Below are 20,943 nucleotides of genomic sequence, written 5' to 3'. Positions count from 1 at the left end.
TGGGTGACCACCGGCAGCGGGACGACCTCCGAGCGCGCGGCCGACGCCGCCCTGCCGCCCGTGCTCGACGCGCGGCAGCGGAACATCGTCTTCGGCACCATCATGCTCGGGGTGCTGCTGGCGGCCCTCGACCAGACCATCGTGGGCACCGCGCTGCCGACGATCGTCGCGGAGCTGGGCGGCGGCGCGCACATGTCGTGGGTGGTCACCTCGTATCTGCTGGCGGAGACCGTCGCCACGGTGCTGGTCGGCAAGTTCGGCGATCTCTTCGGCCGGAAACTGATCTTCCAGATCTCGGCGGTCGTCTTCATCACCGGATCGTTCTTCTGCGGCCTGGCCACCAATATGACGCTGCTGATCGTGTGGCGCGGGGTGCAGGGCGTCGGCGCGGGCGGTCTGATGGTCACCTCGATGGCGCTGATCGCCGATGTGATCCCGCTGCGCGACCGGGGCAAGTACCAGGGCGCGATCGGGGCCGTCTTCGGCATCTCCACGGTGATCGGGCCGCTCATCGGCGGGCTCTTCACCGACCATCTGACCTGGCGGTGGGCGTTCTACGTCAATGTGCCGATCGCGATCGCCGTCGTCTTCGCGGCGGCCCGCACCATGCCCTCGGTGCGCACGGCGGGCCGCCCGGTGATCGACTACGCGGGCATCGCGCTGGTCACCGTCGGCGCGGGCGCGCTGATCCTGGCGACGAGCTGGGGCGGCAACGAGTACGCCTGGGGCTCGCCGGTCGTCATCGGGCTCTTCGCGGGCGGGCTGCTCGCGCTGGCGCTGTTCTGTCTGGTGGAGACCCGGGCCGCCGAACCCATGCTGCCGATGCGGCTGTTCGCCAACCCCGTCTTCACCGTCTGCTCCGTGCTCAGCTTCATCGTGGGCTTCGCGATGCTCGGCGCGCTGATCTTCCTGCCGACCTATCTCCAGTACGTGGACGGCGACTCGGCGACCCTCTCCGGTGTGCGCACCCTGCCGATGGTCGCCGGACTGCTGATCGCCTCCGTCCTCAGCGGCAACGCGGTGAGCAGGACCGGCCGCTACCGGATCTTCCCCATCGTCGGCACCCTGGTGATGGGCGTGGGCCTGTATCTGCTCTCCCTGATGGGTCCGGGCACCGGGGCATGGCTGGAATCGCTGTACATGTTCGTCCTCGGCACCGGCATCGGGCTGGCGATGCAGGTGCTGACGATCGCCGTGCAGAACACCGTGGAGTACGCCGATCTCGGCACCGCGACCTCCGGCGTCACCTTCTTCCGCACCCTGGGCAGCGCCTTCGGGGCGGCGGTCTTCGGCACCATCTACGCCAACGCCCTCACCCCCAACCTCACCCGGGGCGTCGCCGAGGCGGCCGGCGCGAGCGGCGCGGACCCGGAGGTGATCGCCCGGCTGGCGCGCTCCCCGGAGGGTCTGCACGGGCTGCCGCCCGAGCTGCGGGAGCCGATCGTGACGGCGTACGCGGACACCCTGCACACGGTCTTCCTGTGGACGGTGCCGGTGGCCGTGCTGGGTCTGGTCGTCTCGCTCCTCCTGAAGGAGGTGCCGCTGCGCGACACGGCCCGGATCGCCTCCACCGACATGGGCGACGCCTTCTCCTCGCCGACGACCGCCGGGGACTCGGCCGAGCTGCTGGAGGGGGCCGTGGCCACGATCGTGGCGCGGACGGGGGCGGACACCGCGCGCCGGGTCGTCACCGGCTCCGACACCCGGCTGGATGTCGCGGGCGCGTGGGCGGTGATGGAGGTGGAGGTGATGACCCGCACGGTCGGCCACGCGAGCGCGGGGCTGATCGCGGCGCGCCGCCGGCTGCCGCCGGAGGTGCTGGTCCCGGTCTTCGCCCGGATGGTGGACGAGGGGTATCTGACGCGGGAGGGGAACTATTTCTCGCACACGGCGGCGGGGCGGCGGGAGGCGGCGGCGATCACCCGGGCCTGGCAGCGGTGGCTGGAGGATCAGCTGGAGCGCGATCTGGGCCGCCCGCCGGGGCCCGAGCTGTGCGCCGCCGCCGACGCGATCGCCAAGCGGCTGCTGGCGGAGGATCTCGCCGAGGGAGCGTCTTCGAAGCAACGCAGGCCGGGTCAGTCCAGGAAGGAGCCGTCGACATAGACCCAGGCGCCGTCCACGCGCTCGAAGGTGCTGCGTTCGCAGAGTTCCCCGCGCTTTCCGTGGTGGCGGTAGCGGGCCCGGAAGGTGACGGTCCCGGTGGTGTGGAAGGCGCTGCCCTCGGTGGTTCCGGTGATCTCCAGGCCGCTCCAGTGCATGGCCGGGTCCAGCTCCAGGGTCTGTGGCCGGGTGGCGGGGTGCCAGGTGCGCAGCAGATAGGCCGGGTCCTGGGCCGCGAAGGCGCTGTAGCGGGAGCGCATCAGCAGTTCGGCGGTGGGCGCGGCGGCCTCCCCCCGGTGGAAGCGCCCGCAGCACTCGCCGTAGGCGGCGGGCAGTCCGCACGGGCAGGGGGACACGGCGGTGAGGGCGTCGGCGGGGGCGCGCCGGGTGCGGGGGGTGCGTCGGGACATGGGTTCATTGTCCCGCGCCCGTGGGCCGGGGTCGCCCCGGGCCGTCCCGGCCGCGGTCCGGCCGGCGGGGCTGTGGTTCCTCGGCCCTCGGCTGGGGGCAGAGGGGGCCCGGGCGGCGGCCGGGGCTGTCGGCGGCGTACCGGCGGGCGCGGTCGAGCAGGGCGGGGTCCACCGCGGCGAGCTGTTCCCGGGAGCCGGTGGCCAGGAGTTCGGCGACGGCCGCCCCGAGCGCCGCGCGCGCGTCGGCGGAGCCCTGCCGTTCGGACCAGAGCGCGAGGAGCCGGTCGGGGCAGGCGGCCGAGGCGTGGGCGAGGGCCGCCTCGGCCCACTCCCGTACCCCGGTGTCCTCGCCGTGGGCCTCCAGGACGCTCAGCGCGACGCGCGCCATCAGGGCGACTCCGACGGTGTCGTGCGCGCCCGATTCGACGGCGGCCAGCACCCGGGCGGCGACGCTCGCCGGGAGCCGGGCCGCGTCGGTGGCGAGCTGTCGGAGGATCAGGCGCATGACGCAGCGCTGGGAGGTGTCGTCGAGTCCGCCGCCGGGGCCGATGAAGGTGGCGCAGTGCTCGTACTGGGCGGCGAGTTCGTCCTCCGGCGCGCCCAGGCCGCTGGCGAGCCAGAGCGAGGTCAGGCCGTGGGCGACGGAGACGGCGGTGCCGTCGGGGGTGCCGACGAAGGTGGTGACGGCGGGGGCGAGCCAGGTGAGGAGGGGGTCGACGGCGTGGAGCACGATGGCGTCGTCGGCGCCTGAGGAGACCGCCGTCTTGTGCCGGATCTGCTCGGCGTAGGGGCGGACCCGGTTGACGGCGCGGCTTCGGTCCTCGTGGGCCGGGGAGAGGCCGTGCAGCCAGTACACGTCGACCGGTTCGGGCGGGTCCGGCAGCTCCTGGGCGGGGCGGATGTCGAGGTCGCGGTCCTCCCCGTCCCAGATCCGCCGGACGCTCAGGGCGAGCGCGAAATCCGTCCACTCCGGTTCGGTGAAGGCGGCCCGCCACAGCTGCACCCGCCGGTGCCACATCGCGGCGCAGGTCTGGACGTCGGGGAAGAGTCTGCTGGCGCGCACTCCCCCGGTGACCAGCAGGGTGAGGATGAGCAGATTGGCGGAGTACACGCCGTGGCGGGCGGCGGTGGCGCGGACGCCGGGGCGGTAGCCGGTGTAGTGGTGCTCGGTGCGGTTGTGGTGGTCGGCCATCACGACCAGCAGCAGTTCGCCGAGCCGGTGGCGGGCGTCGGGCGCGATCCCGTCGATCCGCGCGCCGACGAAGCGGAGCATCTGCCGGGAGGCGAGCGAGGCGTACGAGAGCAGCGCGTAGAGCAGGTCGTCGTCGACGCCGACCCGGCCGAGGGCGAGCGCGGGCCGCTGGTCGAGCAGGCCCGCCAGCAGTTGTACGGCGAGCCTGGCGGCGAGGTACTCGCCGAAGGTGGCGTGCAGGAACTCGTAGGTGGCCAGCCTTCGGCCCTCGCGGACCGCCTGGGCGCGCTGGACGAAGAAGAAGCGGCCGAGCGCGATCTCGCCCTGCCCCAGGGGGGCGCGGAAGCCGTCCTGGGCGGGCTCGGGTCTGCCGAGGAGGGCGGCGAGGTCGGCCTCCGCCTCGGCGGAGGTGATCCACTGGCGGTGCCGGTTGAGCATCCCGAAGGAGATCAGCGAGAGCCGCTGCAACTCCTGTTCGGCGCGCTCCCGCAGCTCTCCCGTCGTGCAGGCGACGGCCGACTTGCTGACCTCGCGCACGGCGAAGGAGGCCAGCAGCTCCTCGTAGAGTTCGGCCTCGCCGAGGGGTTCGTCGCCGCCCGCGCCGCGCCGCAGGGCGTTGTCGGTGCAGTCGTAGAGGGCGAGCATCAGCAGCAGCAGCGGCTGGGAGGCGAGGGCCTGGTGGCGGTGGGCGATGTCGGCGGTCAGCGGGCGCAGTCCGCGTTCGGCGAGGGAGCGTTCGTTGAGCCGGTTCCACAGCTGGAGCCAGCGGGCGATCTGCGGGCGGTTGAAGGGCTCCAGCCGCAGGGCGACGGCCCCGTCGGGGTAGCGGGCCCGGTCGGCGACGGCGGTGCGGCTGGTGACCAGGGCGAACACCGGCCGTCCCTGGTCGGCTTCGCGTTCTTGGAAGCGGGCGACGCGGATGAGGAAGTCGGACTGGCTGACGCCGGTGGCCTGGAGGAGTTCGTCGAATCCGTCGAAGAGGAGTACGGGGACGGCCCCGCCGGCGGCCCGCACCAGTTCGGGCCAGGTGGCGCGTTCGCCGGTCTCGGTGCGGACGGCGTGCTCGATCTGGTCCTGGATGTCGGTGTCGGCGGGGACTTCGCGCAGCACGATCCGTACGGGCAGATAGCCCACGCCGGTGAGCCGGGCGGCGAGGATCTTGGTCAGTACGGACTTTCCCGCGCCGGGCTGGCCGAGGACGATCAGGGGCGCGGTGGCGGCGGCGACGGTGGTGAGGGTGCCGGCCAGATATTCGGTGAGGTCGGAGCGTACGGGCGCGGATTCCCACCAGCCCTCCTCGGCCGGGCCCTGGGCTCCGTCGAGGACGGGGCGCACCCGGAAGTCGGGGTCGACATAGCCCTCGCCGAGGGTGGGCAGCCGGACGCCCGTGGGGGCCTGGCCCTCGGAGAGCATCGGCCGGGGCAGGGCGGCGCGGTAGCCGGTGGCGAGGGAGTCGGCGACCGCCCTGAGCGGACTGGGGGAGCTGAGTCCGGCGAGGGCGCTCTCGATGCCGCCGAGCGCCTGGCGGACGGCGACCCGGGTGGCCTGGTGGTCCAGCCGGCCCGACCAGAGCCCGAATTCGGGGACTTCCAGGGCGAGTCTGCCGTACAGCTCCTGATAGCACTCGACGGCGGTCCAGGCGAAGACGCCGTCACTGAAGAGGTGGTCGACGGCGTCGCGCTGCCGGTCGGTGAGGCCGTCCCAGACGGCCAGTCCATGGATGAAGTCGGTGAGGTCGTCGCCGCGCGCCCAGTACCAGTGGCGGAGTTCGTCGAGCAGGCTCTCGTAGGGCGTGTGGGGCGCGGGCTGGGGCGCGCCCGTGGTGAGGAGTGCGGCCAGGAGGTCGCGGCCCGCCCCGCCCGCGATGGCGATCTGCTCGTCGCGGGTCAGTTCCAGCTCCTCCAGCCGGAAGGGGAGGCTGCCCTCCTCTCCGAGGGCGTCGAAGAAGGCGGTGATCACCAGTACGGTGTGGGCGGCGGCGATCCGTTCGGTGCGGGTGGCGCGGTCGGCCCCGTGGAGGTTGTCCCGCAGTCCGGCGGTGAGATCGCGGCCGAGCCGCAGGATCCGGCCCTGGGCGTCGAGGGCGCTCAGCAGGACGTCGCTGACCCCGCCGGTCGCCACCGTCAGCGCCCCGCCGAGCATCCGGTCGGCGGCGGCCAGCCCCGCGCTGTCTCCCGTCAGGATCGTCACCGCGTCGCTGTAGCTGACCAGTCGCCGTGTCCGCACCGCCGCACCCCTGACCTCAGCCGCCGTTCCGCTTCCGGTCTACCACGCGAATCACCCTTATCGCGGTGAAACAGGTCGGATCCACCGAGAGGGTGCATCCGGGCGGACGATGTCGTTCAGCGGCCGCGCGGCGCGGTGAAGGCGACGGCGTCCGCCGAGAGGACGAACTCGGGGTCGGAGCCGAGGGCGTGCTCGGCGACGCGGGAGACGACGGAGGCGGGGATGGCGTCCAGGCCGTAGGTGGCGTGCCCGTCGCGGGGCAGCACCACTTCGAGTCCGTGTTCCAGGGCGGCGGCCGCGGTGGCGCTGACGCACATCTCGGAGAGGACGCCGGCGATCGCCACCCGGCGCACTCCGCGCTCGTCCAGGAGCGCGCCGAGCGCGGTTCCCTCGAAGCCGTCGTCGCCGTCCTTGGGTACGAGGTGTTCGTCGGGCGACAGCCGTACGGGGAGGTGGAGTTCCCAGCCGGGGGTGCCGGGCTCGTCCGCGGCTCCCGGTTCGCCGTCGTTGCGCAGGTGCGCGACGAGCGCGCCGGCCGCCCTGGCCCGGTCCAGCAGCGCGGAGAGCCGCTCGACGAGCTCTTCCGCGTCCGGCACGGCGTCGCTCCCGGTCAGGAAGGCCCGTTGGGCGTCGACGAGGATGAGTGCCTGCGCCGGTCCGGTCGCGGCGGGCAGCGGGGGTACGGAGTGCCAGATCCCGTCGCGGACGAAGCCGCCCGGCGCATCGGAGGCGGTTTCCCGGTCTTTCATGCTCACCCTCCTGGAAGATCGGCGGCCCTTCCACGGTAGCGCGGCGCCGGGCGGGCTCCCCGCGCGGCGGGGGAACGACGACGGCGTGCGGGGAGGGTGCCCGCACGCCGTTCTCCGAGGTGTCCCGCCGTGGGGACGGCGGCCGATAAGTGATCGCTGGAACGCATGACTTCCCGGTTCCGGTCCGTCCGTCAGGTGAGCAGGAAGTCCGCCTGTCCGGACTTGGCTCCCCGGATGAACGCGGCTATCTCACCGGGGGTGTAGATCAGCGCGGGGCCGTCGGGGTCGGCGGACTGGCGCACGGCCACCCGGCCGTCGGCGAGCTTCATCGTCTCGAAGCAGTTGCCGCCGTTGCCCCCGCTCCACGGCTTGTGCCAGCCCACGTCGCCCAGCTCGGTGGCCGGCATCCCGTTGTAGATGTGTTCCATTCACAGCTCCTTGCGGAGACCCTTGAGGATCTCCTTCGTGCGTTGTGCGGTCGCGGCCTGGGCCGCCATGCGGTCCAGCACCTCCAGATGCGAGGCGACCTCGGGGCGCGCGTCGAGATAGACGGCGCCGGTCAGATACTCGCTGTAGACCATGTCCGGAAGCTCGGGGACGGCGAACCGGAACAGCACGAAGGGCCCGTAGGTGCCGGGGTGGTGCCCGGAGGCGAATTCGGCTACCTGAAGGGTGACATGGGGCAGCTGGGCGCCTTCGAGCAGCCGGTCGATCTGGCCTCTCATCACGGCGGGGCTGCCGACGGGTCTGCGGAAGACCGTCTCGTCCATGATCACCCACAGCCGGGGGGAGCCCGGCTGGGTGAGCAGCGCCTGCCGCTCCATACGGAGCGCCACATGGCGCTCGATCTCCTCGGGATCGGTCTGTCCGACCGCGCCGCTGAGCATGATGGCCCGCGCGTACTCCTCGGTCTGGAGCAGACCGGGCACGAAGTGGGGCTCGTAGGAGCGGATCAGGCTGGCCGCGCCCTCCAGGCTGACGTACATGCTGAACCAGCCGGGCAGCACATCGTGGAACCGCTGCCACCAGCCGGGCTTGTTCGCCTCCTCGGCCAGCTCGATGAAGCCGCGCGACTCCTCGTCGCCGATGCCGTACGCGTTCAGCAGCAGCTGGACGTACGGGATCTTCAACGCGACCTCGGCGGTCTCCATGCGGCGGATGGTGCCCGCGGCGACGCGAAGAACCTTGGCGGCTTCCTCGCGCTTGAGCCCGGCCCGCTCGCGCAGATCCTGCAAGCGCTTGCCGAGGACGACCTGCCCCACGGTGGGGGCGGACCGCGGTTCGCTCACTTCGAGACCTCCCCACTGTGCTGTATGCGAGCAGTCTGCCACGCGCCCGCAACGATGAATATGCCCACTCTGAAAAATTCAGAGTGGCTCTTGCCAAGGTGTCCATTTCAGAGCGACAGTGGTCGGGTGAACCGTGACGCGCTCCACGCCCCACTCATGGACCCGTGCTCGGGGGCCGACCACCACAGGTACGGCTTCGAGCTGCCGGCGCGCGTCGAGTACGTCTCCAGAGCCCGCAAGCTCGCCCGTGACCGGCTGCACTGCTGGGGCATAGGCGGCGATGTGCACGACACGGCGATGCTGGTGGTCTCCGAGCTGGTGACCAACGCGGTCGTGCACAGCGGCAGCCATCTCATCTCCTGCGAGCTGCTCAACGGCGTCGAGCGGCTGCGGATCAGTGTGCGGGACCAGGGGTGCGCCCCCACCGGCCCGCATGTGTGCCACACCAAGGCGGCGGAGGAGCGGGGCCGGGGGCTGCTGCTGGTGGAGTCCCTGTCCAGCGCCTGGGGTGCCCACGCGGGCCACCGGGGCAGCGGCCGGACCGTCTGGGCCGAGCTGGCCCACACCGCCGGTCCGTACGGGGCGGACCTCCCGGCGGCGGCCGAGCCGCCGAGGCTCTCGGCCCGCCCGGGCCGCGCCGGAGCGCCGGAGGCCCGCAGACCGCACGCCCGCGCCGAGTCGGCGCGCGCCGAGGGCTCGGGGGCCTCGCAGACACCGGGGTCCGACCCCCGCCGTTCGGGGTCGCCCTTCGGTACGGAGCGGTCGTGTTGAGGCATCTCGCGCCCCGTTCGATCCGGGGCGGGCGCGAGTTCCGCGGCGGCGGGCTGGTCCGGCTGGAGCTGCCGTCCTCGATCGTGCCCACACTGGGCTGTGACGCGGTGGGCTTCCCCGCCCGCCACGGATTCCGTCTGCTGGGGCGGCTGCCGCGCAACGGCTGCGTCTTCGCGGACTCCGACTGGTGGTGGTGGATCGTCCCGGCCGGCTCCGACCTGGAGCTGACCTGGCCACTGCCCTCGCACTACGCCAAGGGGGCACAGGTGCCGGGGACCGATCCCCGGCTGATCAGCTGGCCCGACGACAACAGTCCCTACACACCGCCCATCCCACTCTATTTGATGGCCTGTCAGCTGACCGGGACGGCTCCCCTGTGGACCGCCGGCGTCGGCGGGCCCGCATGACCGCCGTGAGCACCTCGGCCGCCGTCTCCGACCGCCTGAGCGGAGCCGGTGCGGATACCCTTCCGGGCATGTCGGAAGCGAACCTGGGCCCGGAACGCCAAGGGCTCACCCCACGTCAGGCACGTCATGTCCGCACCGTCCTCTCCGTGGTCGTCATGGCCGCGGTGGGAGCGGCGCTCGTTCTCAGAATCGGCAGCACGCACTCGTTCCTGACCGTGGGCTTCTACGGCATAGCCCTGATCCTCTCGGGCAGTGCGCTGGTGCTGAGCCGGCAGGGGCGCACCCGCGTCGCGACCGTCGCCCTGGGAGCCTGTGTCGCCCTCGCGGTGGCGGCGGAATGGGCCGTCGCGTCGCTGCGCTGACGGTGTGGACCCCGCCGGGCCGAAGCGGCCCGCCGGCCTTGAGCACACGGGGGAATCAGGGGGAGGGACCAGGCCCCCGCGCGGGGGAAGCCGGGGGCCTGGTCCCGGACCCGGTCCGGGTCCGGCCGCGGGGTATGGGGGGTGGCCGGAGCGACGGGCCGAGGAAGGCGGTACGCCGGGGCTGGGGGGCCCTGGCGTACCGCCACTCTCATGTCCGGACCCGGTCCGGGTCCGGCCGCCGGGCACAGCCGACGGGCCCGGGCGCACGGCGAGTACGCCCCCGGCGGCGACCGGGGGCGTACAGGGCTCGCGAAGGCTTACGGGTCGGGCCTCAGCTGCTGGAGACGGCTCTCAGATGGGACTTGCCCCGCCGGGGGTTGGGCGTGGAGCCGGTCCTGCGCTCGCGCAGCACCATCGTCATCCGGGTGTAGCCGCGGTCCTGGAGGGTCGCCGGGGTCTCGTCCACGATCCGGCACTCGGACCGCCCGTACCTCGGGTCCGGGTGGTGGAGGGGGCGCAGGGCCCCGTCGTGGTGGACGGCGGCGGCCCCGGCCACCCGCATCCAGTGCGGCAGCCCGCAGCGGTAGGCGGCGTCCATGATCGGGTCGTCCGCGATCTCCCCGCGAATGGCCTGAAGCACACCGTCGTCCTCGTAACACTCCAGGGCCGACTCCAGCTGCGCCAGCAGCGGCAGGCACCAGCTCGTCTCGCGGTCGCCGAGGACCGCGCCCGCGTCCGGGTGGAAGAGCACGAAGCGCAGGAAGTTCTGGTCCGGCATCGCGGTGGGGTGCTCCCCCATGCCCTGGAAGAGCGCCTGGAAGGCCGGGTTGACGTGCGCCACGTCCCAGCGGCGGTCGAAGAGGACCGACGGCAGCGGGACGGCGTCCATCATCGCCGCGTAATCCCGCAGATAGTCCTGGGCCCCGGGATCCTGCGGAAGCGGGGTCCGCACCGGGCCCGCGGGCTCGGGGGGCCGCACCGGCGGCGCCACCGGGGCGTACGGCCGCATCAGCCCGGACGGGAAGGCCGGGCCGGACGGCCGGGCCGGGCCCATCGGGGAGGCGGTCCGCACCGACCGGCCCGCCAGGGCCGCGGGCGGCTCCCGGTCTATGGCGAGCCGGAACAGCCAGCCGCCCTGCTGATCGGTCATCTCCAGGGCCTTGACCAGCGCGTACAGCCGGTCCTCGGTCCAGTCCTCGGAGGGCGTGCCCTCCCAGGTGTCGTAGACGCCGGTGCTGATGTCGAGCCGGGCGGCGACTTCCGCCACGCTCAGTCCCAGCTCTTCCCTGCGCTCGCGCAGTATGTCGGTCAGTCTTCTCGACCGGAGCGTGCCCCGGCCGGTGCCGACGCACCCCCGGCGCACCTGGACACCAGAACGGTCGTAACCCGCCTCATGTGTCATCGAGAACGCCACCCTTCTCGAAGTACCGCTGCGGCAGCGCCCTTTGGATCTTCACCCCGCCCGGCGATCCTGCTACCGGAAGAGCGGCCATGTCAACTATCGTGGCATTCGGCGGCGCTGAACGCATAGATCGCGCCACAGCTGTGGCAAGTCCTGGCTGTACGTCCGGGAAACAGTTAATCTCCGGGCAGCCAACCGTGTGCGGAGCCATCTCGCGTGATCTAGGAGACCCACTGGTGACAGACGGCTTCTCGGTTCCGGGCCCGGCTGCCGCAGGCCCGCTGGCGGCTTCGGTCGCCCGCGTCACCGAACTCGCAGGCAGACTGGGGCTGGGCCACAGTGATGTCTTCGACGTGCACGAACTCTCCGATGCCTCGGGCGTGCCTCCCGAGGTGGTCGGCGCGCTGCTGGAAGGCCGCGCCGCGGGCGAACCCGACCTCCAGGCAAGGTTCCTCCAGCGCTTCGACCTGCTGCGGCGCACGCGGCTCAAACCCAACGGCCGCCGGTACACCCAGCAGGAGATCGCCGACGGGGCCGGGATGTCCCGGCAGCAGGCGGGCGCGCTCATCAACGGCGACCGCCGCCCGACGATGGAGCACTGCGACGCGATCCAGCGGTTCTTCCGGGTCCACGCGGGCTTTCTCACCGCCGGGGACGCCGACGCGCTCAACAGCGCGCTCCAGCGCACCGAGCAGCGGCTGCTCCAGAACTGCGCCGGGGACGTCGATCCGCTGGAGCGGCTGCTCCAGGACCACGGTGTGCGGGGCATCGCCTGGCGGGCCGCCCAGCTCCCCACCGACAAGCACCGGGACAAGGTCACCGAATGGCTCGATCTGCTGCTGGAGAGCGTCAAGCCGGTGGAACCACGAGATTCGCCAAAGCCGACGGAAAGATGACTTCAGAAACGGGCTGATGTCAGTGCAGGGTTGAGGCCGCACATGTGCAGGCGGCTGGTGCGGGGGAGAGGAGAACGGTGAGCATTGGCAAGGAGATGCGTCGGCTCTGCGGCGAGCTGGTAGCCGGACTCACTCTGCCGGCCCCGGCGGAGCCCGCCGATCTCTACGCCGCCCTGTGCGGCCAGATGAGCGGCCGCCGCGGCCGTCCGGTGCGCTACCGGATGGCCACCTTCCCCCCGGGCACCGCCAGCGGTCTCTGGCTGGACATGAAGGACCAGGACCTGATCGTCATCGAGGAGCGCACCGCCCCCGACCACCAGCTGGTCATCCTCGGCCATGAGCTGTGGCACATGAACGCCGGCCACTGCACCCACGACATCGGGGGCGCGGCGGTCGCGGCACGGCTGCTCTCGGACGAGGCCGACCTTGAGGCCACGGTCCTCAAGGTCGCCGCGCGAACCCGCTTCGACCAGCGCGAGGAGAACGAGGCCGAGAGTTTTGGACTGCTGCTCGGCAGCAAGTGCCGCTCCTGGCTCGCCGGTTCCACCGGCCGCGGCCCCAAGCGGCGGGAGGGGCTCGCCGGGCGTATCGAGGCGTCCCTGGGATACCGCGGGCCCCAGGGCTGATCCGTGGAGAAGACCGCTCGCGCCAGACTGAACGGCGCGGTGAGCCGGGACCCCCTGGAGCCCAAGGCGGGCCGGGACACGGTGCGCCGCCACAATCTCAGCCTGGTGCTGCGAGCGGTCAAGGACTCCGGCGAGACCACCAGGGCCGGGGTCTCCGCCCGGGTGGGACTGACCCGCGCCGCGATCTCCTCCCTGGTGGAACAGCTGCTGGAGTGCGGTTTCCTCTCCGAGTCGGGCAAGACCTTCAGCGGCCAGGCCGGCCGCCCCGGCACCGTGCTGAAGGTGGCCCGCACCGGAGTCGCCGGGCTCGGCGTCGAGATCAACGTCGACTATGTCTGCGTCTGCGTGGTCGACCTCGCGGGCACCGACCGGGTGCGCCTCGTCGAACACCTCGACAACCGGGACGCCACGCCCGCGCAGGTGCTCCACCGCGCGGCGCGGACCGCCGCCCGGGCGCTAACCTCGGCCGGGGAGCAGGAGCTGCGCCCGGTCGGCGCGGCGCTGGCCCTGCCGGGCCTGGTGTCCTGCGGCACGGTCCGCCAGGCCCCCAATCTCGGCTGGTCGGGCGTCCCGGCCGAGGGCCCCTTCGCCACCGCGCTGGCCGCGCTGCGCCCCCGGCTGCCCGCGCTGCCGGTCCGCTCGGAGAACGAGGCCAATCTCGCGGCCCTCGCCGAGCTGTGGTTCGGCGCGCTGGGCCCCGTACGCACCTTTCTCTATCTCTCCGGCGAGATCGGCGTCGGCGGCGCTCTCGTCCTCGAAGGGGAGCTGCTGCGCGGGGCGCACGGCTTCGCCGGGGAGATCGGCCACGCGATGGCGTCCGCCGAGGGCCCCGAGTGCCGCTGCGGCGCACGCGGCTGTCTGGAGCAGTACGCGGGACAGTCGGCGATGCTCAGGGCGGCCGGCGTCGAGGAGACCCATGGCGCGAGCGCCGTCGCCGAGCTGGAGCGGCGGGCCCGCGCGGGCGACGAGCGCACGCTCGCGGCGCTGGAGCGGGCGGGGCTGATGCTGGGCCGGGTGCTCTCCGGCGCGGTCAATCTCTTCGACCCGGCGGCGGTGGTGCTCGGCGGGATCTACCGCCCCCTCGCCCCCTGGCTGATCCCGCGCGCCGCCGCCGAACTCTCCGCCCGGGTCGTCTCCGGCCTCTGGCCCTGCCAGGGCGTCCGGCTCCGCGCCTCCTCCCCGGCGGCGGACGCGGCCAGGGGCGCGGCGGCACTGGTGGTGCGGGACGTGCTGACGGACCCCCTGGCGTACGGGGAACGCGTCCCGGCGGGTTAGTGCTGTGACCGGAAAGGTTCACCGGCCCACGGCAAACCTTTCCGGTCACAGCACTAGGTCGTGTCTGTCAGCCCGCGCCCAGCAGATGGTCCAGGGCCAGCTGGTCCAGTTCCTCGAAGGCGGTGCCGCGCTCCCCCGCCCGGTCCGCGTCGAACTCCTCGAACGCGGCGCGGTCGGCCAGCAGTCCGGGGAGCCCGTCGGGGGCGGTGGGCCGGGCCAGCTCGTCCAGCCCGGCCGCGCGCAGGGCCAGGCGGACCCGGGGATCGGCGCGGAAGGCCGCCGTCCGCTCGCGCAGGATCAGATAGTTGCGCATGCACCCCGCCGCCGAGGCCCACACGCCGTCGGCGTCCTCGGTCCTCGGCGGCTTGAAGTCGAAGTGCCTGGGACCGTCGTAACCCGCCGACTCCAACACGTCCACCAGCCAGAACGCGGAGCGCAGATCGCCCGCGCCGAATCTCAGGTCCTGGTCGTACTTCGCGCCGTTCTGCCCGTTGAGGTCGATGTGGAAGAGCTTGCCCGCCCAGAGCGCCTGGGCGACGGCGTGCGGGAAGTTCAGTCCGGCCATCTGCTCATGGCCGACCTCCGGGTTCACCCCGTACAGCCGGGGCCGCTCCAGCCGCTCGATGAAGGCGAGCGCGTGGCCGACGGTGGGCAGGAGCAGATCGCCGCGCGGCTCATTGGGCTTGGGCTCGATGGCGAACCTGAGGTCGAGGCGCTGCTCGGTGACGTACTCCCCCAGCAGGTCGAACGCCTCCTTCAGCCGGTCCAGGGCCCGGCGCGCATCCTTGGCCGCGCCGGACTCCGCGCCCTCCCGGCCGCCCCAGACGACGAAGACCCGAGCGCCGAGCGCGGCGGCCAGATCGATGGCGCGCAGGGTCTTGCGCAGCGCGTACCGGCGTACGCCGCGGTCGTTGGCGGTGAAGCCGCCGTCCTTGAACACGGGGTGGGTGAAGAGATTGACCGTGGCCATGGGCACCACCAGACCGGTCCGGTCCAGCGCCGCGCGGAAGCGCGCGATCCGGGCCTCGCGCTCGGAGCGGGAGGCGCCGAAGGGGATCAGGTCGTCGTCGTGGAGGCTGACGCCGTACGCCCCGAGGCCGGCCAGCCGGTGCACCGTCTCGACCGGGTCCAGGGGCGGCCGGGTCGCGTCGCCGAAGGGGTCACGGCCCTGCCAGCCGACCGTCCAGAGGCCAAAGCTGAAACGGTCACCGGGTACGGGGGTGAGATCGCGCGTGCCGGGGCCGGGGCGCGCCGCCGGGGTGATGCCGTCCGTCATCGCTGTGACCGCCTTCGCTCGGTCCGTGCTCTCTGCTCTCTTCTCCTTGCCTTTTCCCCGCCCTTCCCGATGAATGAAGCACAGCCGCCTCCCCGTATGAAGGGGCTCGGCGTCATTTGTTTGGACCGCGGCCAAAAAAGACGGAGGGCGACGGAATGCCGGCACCGGAGGTCGTCATCGGCGTGGACAGCTCGACCCAGTCCGCCAAGGCGGTGTTCGTCGAGGCGGCCACCGGCCGGATCCTGGCCGCGGGGCGGGCCGAACACCGGGTGACCGGGGAGGCGGGGGCCCGGGAGAGCGACCCCGAGGGGTGGTGGCGGGCGCTGTGCGAGGCGGTCGCCGAAGGCTTCGCCGGGGCCGGTGTCCCGGCCGCCGCCGTGACCGGCATCGCGGTCGCCGGGCAGCAGCACGGGCTGGTGGTGCTGGACCGGTCCGGGCGTCCGCTGCGGCCCGCGGCGCTGTGGAACGACACCCGCGCGGCCCCGCAGGCCGCCGCCCTCGCCCGGGTGCTCGGCGGTCCGGCCGGCTGGGCCGCCCGTACCGGATCGGTGCCGGTCGCCGCTGTCACGGCCGCCAAGTGGCAGTGGCTGCGCGAGCACGAGCCGCGCGCCGCCGACGCGGCCGCCGCCGTGCGCCTGCCCCACGACTTCCTCACGGAGCGGCTCACCGGCACCGCGGTCACCGACCCCGGCGACGCGTCGGGCACCGGCTGGTACGCGACCGGGACCGGCGCGTACGACCGCCGCACCCTGGAGCACATCGGCCTGGATCCGGTGCTGCTGCCCGAGATCGCCCCCACTGGGGCGACCCGGGTGGGCCCGCTCACCGCGTCGGCCGCCGCCGCGCTGGGACTTCTGCCGGGCATCGCCGTCGCGGCGGGCACCGGCGACAACATGGCCGCGGCGGTCGGTCTGGGCCTCGGCGGCGCGGGGCTCCTCGGCCGTCCGGTGCTCAGCCTGGGCACCTCGGGGACGGTGTACGCGGCCACCCGCGCCCGGCCCGTCTCCCCCGCGCTCTCCGGATTCGCCGCGACCGACGGCACTTTCCTCCCGCTCGGCTGCACCCTCAACTGCACGCTCGCCGTCGACAAGATGGCCGCCCTCCTCGGTCTGGACCGCGAGGCGGCCGAGCCCGGCGGCGAAGTGGTCCTGCTCCCCTACCTCGACGGGGAGCGCACCCCCGATCTGCCCGCCGCCTCCGGGCTCCTCACCGGGCTGCGCCACATCACCAGCCGCGAACAACTGCTGGGAGCCGCCTACGAGGGCGCGGTCGTCACCGTGCTGCGCGCCCTGGACGAGGTGTCGCGCGCCTGCGGCCAGGACCCCGCCGGGCCCGGGGCCGCCGACGTCCCGCTGCGGCTGATCGGCGGCGGGGCCGCCGGCCGCCACTGGGTGGAGACCGTGCGCCGTCTCTCCGGCCGCCCGCTGCTGCTCCCCCACGGCCGGGAACCGGTCGCCACCGGCGCGGCGGCGCTCGCGGCGAGCGCGGCGACGGGCGAGGACCCGGTCGCGCTCGCGATCGGCTGGGGAGCGGGCGAGGGGACCGAACTGCCCGCGACAGAACGGGACATTCCCACCTGGGAGCGGGTCGTCCGGGTGCTGGACCGGGCGGGCGGCACCCTCCTCTCCTGAGACCGCGTCACCCGGGGCCGGGTACGGAAGTGACGGCCGGGGTAGTCGAGTACGGGGCGTCCGAACCGGCCCGCACCGCCGACCCGCCGACGACCTGGCCTGATCCACTTCCGTAGAATGGCCGATACACATCAACCCCATCCACCGCTCACCCGCCCACGGTGAGAGGACGACCCACGCCTCGGGAGGCGAGCATGGGCACCCGTCGCACCTCACTGCCGGGAGTCGGTACGCAGTACGACTTCACCACCGAGGAGGGCCGCCACATCTCGGTGGTCGTCCACCACGACGGCAGACGTTTCCTCGGCTTCTACGCGTCCGACGACCCCGACGCCTGCCAACTGGCCGTACCGCTCTCGTCCGACGAGGCGACCGCGCTGGCGCATCTGATCGACCCGGCCCCCATCGACGCCGTGCGCACCGACGGGATCGACCTCGTCACCGAGCACATCCCGGTCGGCTCCCGCTCCCCGTACGCGGGCCGGCTGCTCGCCGACACACAGGCGCGCAGCCGCACCGGCGCGTCGATCGTCGCCGTGCTGCGCCGGACGAGCGCGCACCCCTCGCCGGGACCGGAGTTCCGGTTCGCCATCGGGGACACCCTGGTGGCGGTCGGCACCCGCGAGGGCGTGGACGCGCTCGCCGAGATCATCGCCGGAGGCTGATCGTGCACGAGACCACCGCCCTGCTCATCGAACTCGGGGCGATCATCCTCTGCCTGGGGCTGATAGGCCGCGTCGCCGGACGCATCGGCCTCTCCCCCATCCCGCTCTATCTCCTCGCCGGGCTCGCGTTCGGAACCGGCGGGCTGCTGCCGATGAGCGCGAGCGAGGACTTCGTCGCCGTCGGCGCGGAGATCGGCGTCATTCTGCTGCTGCTTCTGCTGGGTCTGGAGTACAGCGCCTCCGAGCTGGTCGGCAGCCTCAAGACGCAGTACCCGTCGGGCGCGGTGGACTTCGCGCTCAACGCGCTGCCAGGCGCGGCGGCGGCCCTGCTGCTCGGCTGGGGTCCGGTGGCCGCGGTCGCGCTGGCCGGTGTCACCTGGATCTCCTCCTCCGGCGTCATCGCCAAGGTCCTCACCGATCTGGGGCGGCTCGGCAACCGGGAGACCCCGGTGGTCCTCGGCATCCTCGTGATGGAAGACCTGGCGATGGCGGTGTATCTGCCGCTGCTCACCGCGCTCCTCGCGGGTGTGGGCCTGGCGGGCGGCAGCGTCACCCTGCTGATCGCGCTGGGCGCGGTCGGCATCGTCCTCTATCTGGCGCTGCGGCACGGCCGGCTGATCAGCCGCGCGGTCTCCTCCGACAACCCGGAGATGCTGCTGCTGGTGGTCCTCGGGCTGACCCTGCTGGTCGCGGGTGTCGCCCAGGAGCTCCAGGTCTCCGCCGCGGTCGGCGCGTTCCTGGTCGGCATCGCCCTGTCGGGCGAGGTCGCCGAGGGCGCGCGCAAGCTGCTCACCCCGCTGCGGGACCTCTTCGCCGCCGTGTTCTTCGTGTTCTTCGGTCTGTCGACCGACCCCACCCAGATCCCGCCGGTGATCCTGCCCGCGCTGCTGCTCGCCGTGGTCACGGCCGGCACCAAGATCCTCACCGGCTGGTACGCGGCCCGGCGCGCGGGCATCGGTCCGCGCGGCAGGCTGCGGGCGGGCGGCGCACTGGTGGCGCGCGGCGAGTTCTCGATCGTGATCGCGGGGCTGGCCGTCGCCACGGAGCCGAGGATCGGTCCGATCGCCACGGCGTACGTCCTGATCCTGGTGATCGTGGGCCCGCTGGCGGCGCGCTGGACCGAGCCGCTGCTGACCCGCCTGGGCGAGTCCCGCTCCCGGAGGAAGGAGACCGCCGCTTCGGCGTCCGCGAGCACCGCCGTGGACCCGTCCGTCGACCCGTCGTCCGTCGACCTGTCTGTCGACCTGTCCGCGGACACCGCCGTCGACCCGTCCGTGAGCACCGCCGTCGACGCCCCGCCGGCCCCGCCCGCGGTGACGGTTCCGCCCGCGCCCGCCGAGGGCGAACCGGGGAAGAAGGACTGAACCGTACACACGGGTGAAGCCCCCGTCCGCCCCCTCTCCGGGAGCGGGCGGGGGCTTCGCCGTGGGGCCGCCGGGCCCGGGGAACCGCCCGGCGCAGGTGGGAGTTACCGGCTCGACACAGCAAGCCTTCGACCGCGAGCCCGGAGACACTCCATGACCGCTGAGCCCAAACCCTTCCAACTGCTCCCCGGCTCCGCGAAATCGCCGGTGATCCTGCATGTCCCCCACTCCTCCCGAAGGATTCCCGCGCCGGTGCGCGCCGGGATCGCGCTCGACGACCGGGCGCTCGACGAGGAGCTGGACCACATCACCGACGCGCACACGGCGGAGCTGGCCGCCGCCGCGGCGCACGGCTGCGCGGTCACCCCCTGGCGGTTCGTCAACGGGCTCTCGCGGCTGGTCGTGGACCCCGAGCGGTTCCCCGACGAGCGCGAGGAGATGCTCTCGGCCGGCATGGGCGCGGTCTACACCCGGACCACGCACGGCGAGCCGCTGCGGCCCCCGGGGACGGACCCGAAGCCGCTGATCGACCGGTACTTCACCCCGTACGCCCGGGCCATGACGGCGGCGGTGGCCGGCCGGCTGGCGGCGACCGGGCGCGCGGTCGTCGTCGACGTCCACTCGTACCCGACCGCCCGGCTCCCGTACGAACTGCACGGCGAGGGCCCCCGCCCGCCCGTCTGCCTGGGCACCGACGCCTTCCACACCCCGCCGGGGCTGCTCGCCCGCGCCGAGGAGGCGTTCGCGGGGTTCGGCGGTACGGGGACCGACTCCCCCTTCGCGGGTACGTATGTGCCCCTGGAGTTCTACGGCGCGGACCGCCGGGTGAGCGCGCTGATGATCGAGATCCGCCGTGACACCTATATGCGGGAGCCCGGCGGACCGCCCGGCCCGGGGCTGGAGTCCCTCGCGCGGGCGCTGGCGACGCTGGTCGACGCGCTCGGCGACGAGTAGCGGCCCGGGGTCGGCCGGGGAGCACGAGCGAAGGGGAGCGGAAGTGGAAGTGGCACAGCGAACTCGTGGGCGTGCCCGCGCGGCGGCGCGGGCGGCGATGGCGGTCTGTGCGGCCGCCGCCCTCGCCGGGTGCGTCTGGGAGGAGGGGAATCGCGGGGAGAGCCCACCCGGTCCGGCGGGAACCGAGGTCACCGTGGTCCGGGGCGATGACACCTACCCTCTGACCGTCAGGGTCACGGGCTGGGAGGTGGCACCGCACCCCCAGGTGCCCGAGCGGGGAAACGCGGTGCACTTCACCTACGACATCACCAAAACCGACGACCTGGTGGAAGTCAGGATCGAACTCGCCGCGTGCGCGGTGGACTCGGCGGATGTCGTGCTGTTGTGCGGCCCCATCAATGTGTACAACATCGACAGCCCGGGCGTGGAGAAGGGCGACTCCTCGCTCGGGCCCAACTCCGCCCCGGACCCGGACCTGTCCGGCACGGCCCGTGTCCTCCTCCTTCCCGACCAACTGCTCGACGACGGGCGCGCCCACGACCCCAAGGACCATGACGGATACAAGCCTCCCGGCCTCCCGACACCGGGCGACCGGCTGCGCACCGGCTGAACGGCCGCCGGCCGGAGCCAGTGCCTCAGCCGGTGCGCGGCGGTGGACCGCACGCCGGGGCTACACCCCGGTCAGCTTCTTGAGGGCGATGTTGAGCTGGAGGACATTGACCCGGGGTTCCCCGATGAAGCCGAGGATCCGGTCGTCGGTGTGGTCGGCGACGAGCTTCTCGACCCGTTCGACGCCGAGGTTGTGGCGTTCGGCGACGCGGTGGATCTGGAGCTTCGCGTACTCCGGGGAGATGTGGGGGTCGAGGCCGGATCCGGAGGAGGTGACGGCGTCGGCCGGGACGTCGGCGGGCCGGACCTTGTGGCCGGGGACGGAGTTGTCCCGGACGACGGCCTCCTTCGCGTCCTTGACCCACTGGATCAGATCCTCGTTGTCGCCGGAGCGGTTGGTCGCGCCGGACAGGATCAGCGAGTACTGGGTGTTGACCGAGTTGGTTCCGAGCCCGTTGGAGGGCCGGGGCTGGAACCAGCGGAGGTCGGGTTCGGCCACCTCGTCGGGGTCGTCGGGGTCCTTCTTCGGCAGCAGATAGGACTGCCCGATCAGGGAGGACCCGACCACCTTGCCGTCGTCGGTCTTCACCTCGGAGCCATTGGCCCTGCCCGGGAAGAGGAGCTGCGCCGCCCCGGTCACGGTGAGGGGGTAGAGGATCCCGCAGACCACGGTCAGCACCAGCAGGGCGCGGAGCGCGGCGGTCAGGAGACGTCCGGTATTGCGTACGGAGGTGTTCAT

Annotated in this window: 20 protein-coding genes; 12 read left to right on the top strand and 8 right to left on the bottom strand. The window is 73.0% G+C overall.

Going from position 1 to position 20,943, the window contains the following annotated elements; translation table 11 throughout:
* The first annotated feature begins 3 nt into the window (after positions 1-3).
* On the top strand, positions 4-2,103 hold the full coding sequence (locus tag IE247_RS14730; RefSeq protein ID WP_268247195.1) for an MDR family MFS transporter: 2,100 nt from the start codon (positions 4-6) through the stop codon (positions 2,101-2,103).
* Here IE247_RS14730 and IE247_RS14725 read toward each other — a convergent pair.
* The 5 genes from IE247_RS14725 to IE247_RS14705 all read right to left on the bottom strand — a co-directional run bounded on the left by IE247_RS14725 (position 2,076) and on the right by IE247_RS14705 (position 7,966).
* The gene (locus tag IE247_RS14725; RefSeq protein WP_190123535.1) at positions 2,076-2,510 is read right to left on the bottom strand and encodes a YchJ family protein; all 435 of its coding nucleotides are present in this window, start codon (positions 2,508-2,510) and stop codon (positions 2,076-2,078) included. The two genes, IE247_RS14730 and IE247_RS14725, sit on opposite strands and share 28 nt — an antisense overlap.
* 4 nt (positions 2,511-2,514) lie before the next feature.
* On the bottom strand, positions 2,515-5,928 hold the full coding sequence (locus IE247_RS14720; protein WP_190123534.1) for an NACHT domain-containing protein: 3,414 nt from the start codon (positions 5,926-5,928) through the stop codon (positions 2,515-2,517).
* Between the two features lie 116 nt (positions 5,929-6,044).
* Positions 6,045-6,677: an isochorismatase family protein gene (locus IE247_RS14715; RefSeq protein WP_190123533.1), complete on the bottom strand. Its 633-nt coding sequence runs from the start codon at positions 6,675-6,677 to the stop codon at positions 6,045-6,047.
* A gap of 191 nt (positions 6,678-6,868) precedes the next feature.
* On the bottom strand, positions 6,869-7,105 hold the full coding sequence (locus IE247_RS14710) for a DUF397 domain-containing protein (protein ID WP_190123532.1): 237 nt from the start codon (positions 7,103-7,105) through the stop codon (positions 6,869-6,871).
* Positions 7,106-7,966, bottom strand: a complete 861-nt coding sequence (locus tag IE247_RS14705) for a Sco1979 family transcriptional regulator (protein WP_190123531.1) — start codon at positions 7,964-7,966, stop codon at positions 7,106-7,108.
* 126 nt (positions 7,967-8,092) lie between these two features.
* Here IE247_RS14705 and IE247_RS14700 point away from each other — a divergent pair, with 126 nt between their 5' ends.
* The 3 genes from IE247_RS14700 to IE247_RS14690 all read left to right on the top strand — a co-directional run bounded on the left by IE247_RS14700 (position 8,093) and on the right by IE247_RS14690 (position 9,506).
* Positions 8,093-8,737 carry an ATP-binding protein gene (locus IE247_RS14700; RefSeq protein WP_229869119.1) on the top strand — a complete coding sequence of 215 codons (645 nt, stop codon included), beginning with the start codon at positions 8,093-8,095 and terminating at the stop codon, positions 8,735-8,737.
* The gene (locus tag IE247_RS14695; RefSeq protein ID WP_229869118.1) at positions 8,731-9,144 is read left to right on the top strand and encodes a hypothetical protein; all 414 of its coding nucleotides are present in this window, start codon (positions 8,731-8,733) and stop codon (positions 9,142-9,144) included. Before IE247_RS14700 ends, IE247_RS14695 begins: the two co-directional genes overlap by 7 nt.
* Positions 9,145-9,212: 68 nt before the next feature.
* Positions 9,213-9,506, top strand: a complete 294-nt coding sequence (locus IE247_RS14690) for a hypothetical protein (protein ID WP_190123530.1) — start codon at positions 9,213-9,215, stop codon at positions 9,504-9,506.
* Between the two features lie 331 nt (positions 9,507-9,837).
* Here IE247_RS14690 and IE247_RS14685 read toward each other — a convergent pair whose 3' ends face one another.
* Complete coding sequence (locus IE247_RS14685; RefSeq protein ID WP_190123529.1) at positions 9,838-10,908, bottom strand: MmyB family transcriptional regulator; 1,071 nt, start codon at positions 10,906-10,908, stop codon at positions 9,838-9,840.
* Between the two features lie 236 nt (positions 10,909-11,144).
* Between IE247_RS14685 and IE247_RS14680 the strand changes: the two genes are divergently transcribed.
* From IE247_RS14680 to IE247_RS14670, 3 genes are all read left to right on the top strand, one after another.
* Positions 11,145-11,804 (top strand): helix-turn-helix domain-containing protein, encoded by a 660-nt coding sequence (locus tag IE247_RS14680; protein ID WP_190123528.1) that lies wholly within the window; start codon positions 11,145-11,147, stop codon positions 11,802-11,804.
* Between the two features lie 95 nt (positions 11,805-11,899).
* Complete coding sequence (locus IE247_RS14675; RefSeq protein WP_190123605.1) at positions 11,900-12,430, top strand: toxin-antitoxin system, toxin component; 531 nt, start codon at positions 11,900-11,902, stop codon at positions 12,428-12,430.
* Positions 12,431-12,433: 3 nt separating this feature from the next.
* Positions 12,434-13,705, top strand: coding sequence for an ROK family protein (locus IE247_RS14670; protein WP_373305560.1), 1,272 nt, complete (start codon positions 12,434-12,436; stop codon positions 13,703-13,705).
* Between the two features lie 67 nt (positions 13,706-13,772).
* Here IE247_RS14670 and xylA read toward each other — a convergent pair whose 3' ends face one another.
* Complete coding sequence (gene xylA / locus IE247_RS14665) at positions 13,773-14,981, bottom strand: xylose isomerase (protein ID WP_190123527.1); 1,209 nt, start codon at positions 14,979-14,981, stop codon at positions 13,773-13,775.
* Between the two features lie 155 nt (positions 14,982-15,136).
* Between xylA and xylB the strand changes: the two genes are divergently transcribed.
* The 5 genes from xylB to IE247_RS14640 all read left to right on the top strand — a co-directional run bounded on the left by xylB (position 15,137) and on the right by IE247_RS14640 (position 20,205).
* On the top strand, positions 15,137-16,612 hold the full coding sequence (gene xylB, locus IE247_RS14660; RefSeq protein WP_190123526.1) for a xylulokinase: 1,476 nt from the start codon (positions 15,137-15,139) through the stop codon (positions 16,610-16,612).
* Between the two features lie 194 nt (positions 16,613-16,806).
* Entirely contained in the window at positions 16,807-17,277 is a 471-nt protein-coding gene (locus IE247_RS14655) for a cation:proton antiporter regulatory subunit (protein WP_190123525.1), read from the top strand.
* Between the two features lie 2 nt (positions 17,278-17,279).
* Positions 17,280-18,641, top strand: coding sequence for a cation:proton antiporter (locus IE247_RS14650; protein WP_190123524.1), 1,362 nt, complete (start codon positions 17,280-17,282; stop codon positions 18,639-18,641).
* A gap of 153 nt (positions 18,642-18,794) precedes the next feature.
* Positions 18,795-19,595 carry an N-formylglutamate amidohydrolase gene (locus tag IE247_RS14645; protein WP_190123523.1) on the top strand — a complete coding sequence of 267 codons (801 nt, stop codon included), beginning with the start codon at positions 18,795-18,797 and terminating at the stop codon, positions 19,593-19,595.
* 49 nt (positions 19,596-19,644) lie between these two features.
* A complete protein-coding gene (locus IE247_RS14640) occupies positions 19,645-20,205 on the top strand; it encodes a hypothetical protein (protein ID WP_190123522.1) in 561 nt (186 codons plus the stop codon).
* Between the two features lie 60 nt (positions 20,206-20,265).
* Here IE247_RS14640 and IE247_RS14635 read toward each other — a convergent pair whose 3' ends face one another.
* Complete coding sequence (locus IE247_RS14635; protein ID WP_190123521.1) at positions 20,266-20,943, bottom strand: potassium-transporting ATPase subunit C; 678 nt, start codon at positions 20,941-20,943, stop codon at positions 20,266-20,268.

It is taken from the genome of Streptomyces inusitatus, from assembly GCF_014651115.1.
Taxonomy (GTDB): Bacteria; Actinomycetota; Actinomycetes; order Streptomycetales; family Streptomycetaceae; genus Streptomyces; species Streptomyces amakusaensis.
This window is presented reverse-complemented; position numbering and strand designations above follow the sequence as displayed.

Excerpts from the sequence above, each read along its gene's own strand:
- IE247_RS14685 (WP_190123529.1), bottom strand. The coding sequence starts at position 10,908 with ATGACACATGAGGCGGGTTACGACCGTTCTGGTGTCCAGGTGCGCCGG.
- IE247_RS14675 (WP_190123605.1), top strand. The coding sequence starts at position 11,900 with ATGCGTCGGCTCTGCGGCGAGCTGGTAGCCGGACTCACTCTGCCGGCC.
- IE247_RS14635 (WP_190123521.1), bottom strand. The coding sequence starts at position 20,943 with ATGAACACCTCCGTACGCAATACCGGACGTCTCCTGACCGCCGCGCTC.
- IE247_RS14655 (WP_190123525.1), top strand. The coding sequence starts at position 16,807 with ATGGGCACCCGTCGCACCTCACTGCCGGGAGTCGGTACGCAGTACGAC.
- xylB (WP_190123526.1), top strand. The coding sequence starts at position 15,137 with ATGCCGGCACCGGAGGTCGTCATCGGCGTGGACAGCTCGACCCAGTCC.
- IE247_RS14715 (WP_190123533.1), bottom strand. The coding sequence starts at position 6,677 with ATGAAAGACCGGGAAACCGCCTCCGATGCGCCGGGCGGCTTCGTCCGC.
- xylA (WP_190123527.1), bottom strand. The coding sequence starts at position 14,981 with ATGACGGACGGCATCACCCCGGCGGCGCGCCCCGGCCCCGGCACGCGC.
- IE247_RS14725 (WP_190123535.1), bottom strand. The coding sequence starts at position 2,510 with ATGTCCCGACGCACCCCCCGCACCCGGCGCGCCCCCGCCGACGCCCTC.
- IE247_RS14690 (WP_190123530.1), top strand. The coding sequence starts at position 9,213 with ATGTCGGAAGCGAACCTGGGCCCGGAACGCCAAGGGCTCACCCCACGT.
- IE247_RS14645 (WP_190123523.1), top strand. The coding sequence starts at position 18,795 with ATGACCGCTGAGCCCAAACCCTTCCAACTGCTCCCCGGCTCCGCGAAA.
- IE247_RS14710 (WP_190123532.1), bottom strand. The coding sequence starts at position 7,105 with ATGGAACACATCTACAACGGGATGCCGGCCACCGAGCTGGGCGACGTG.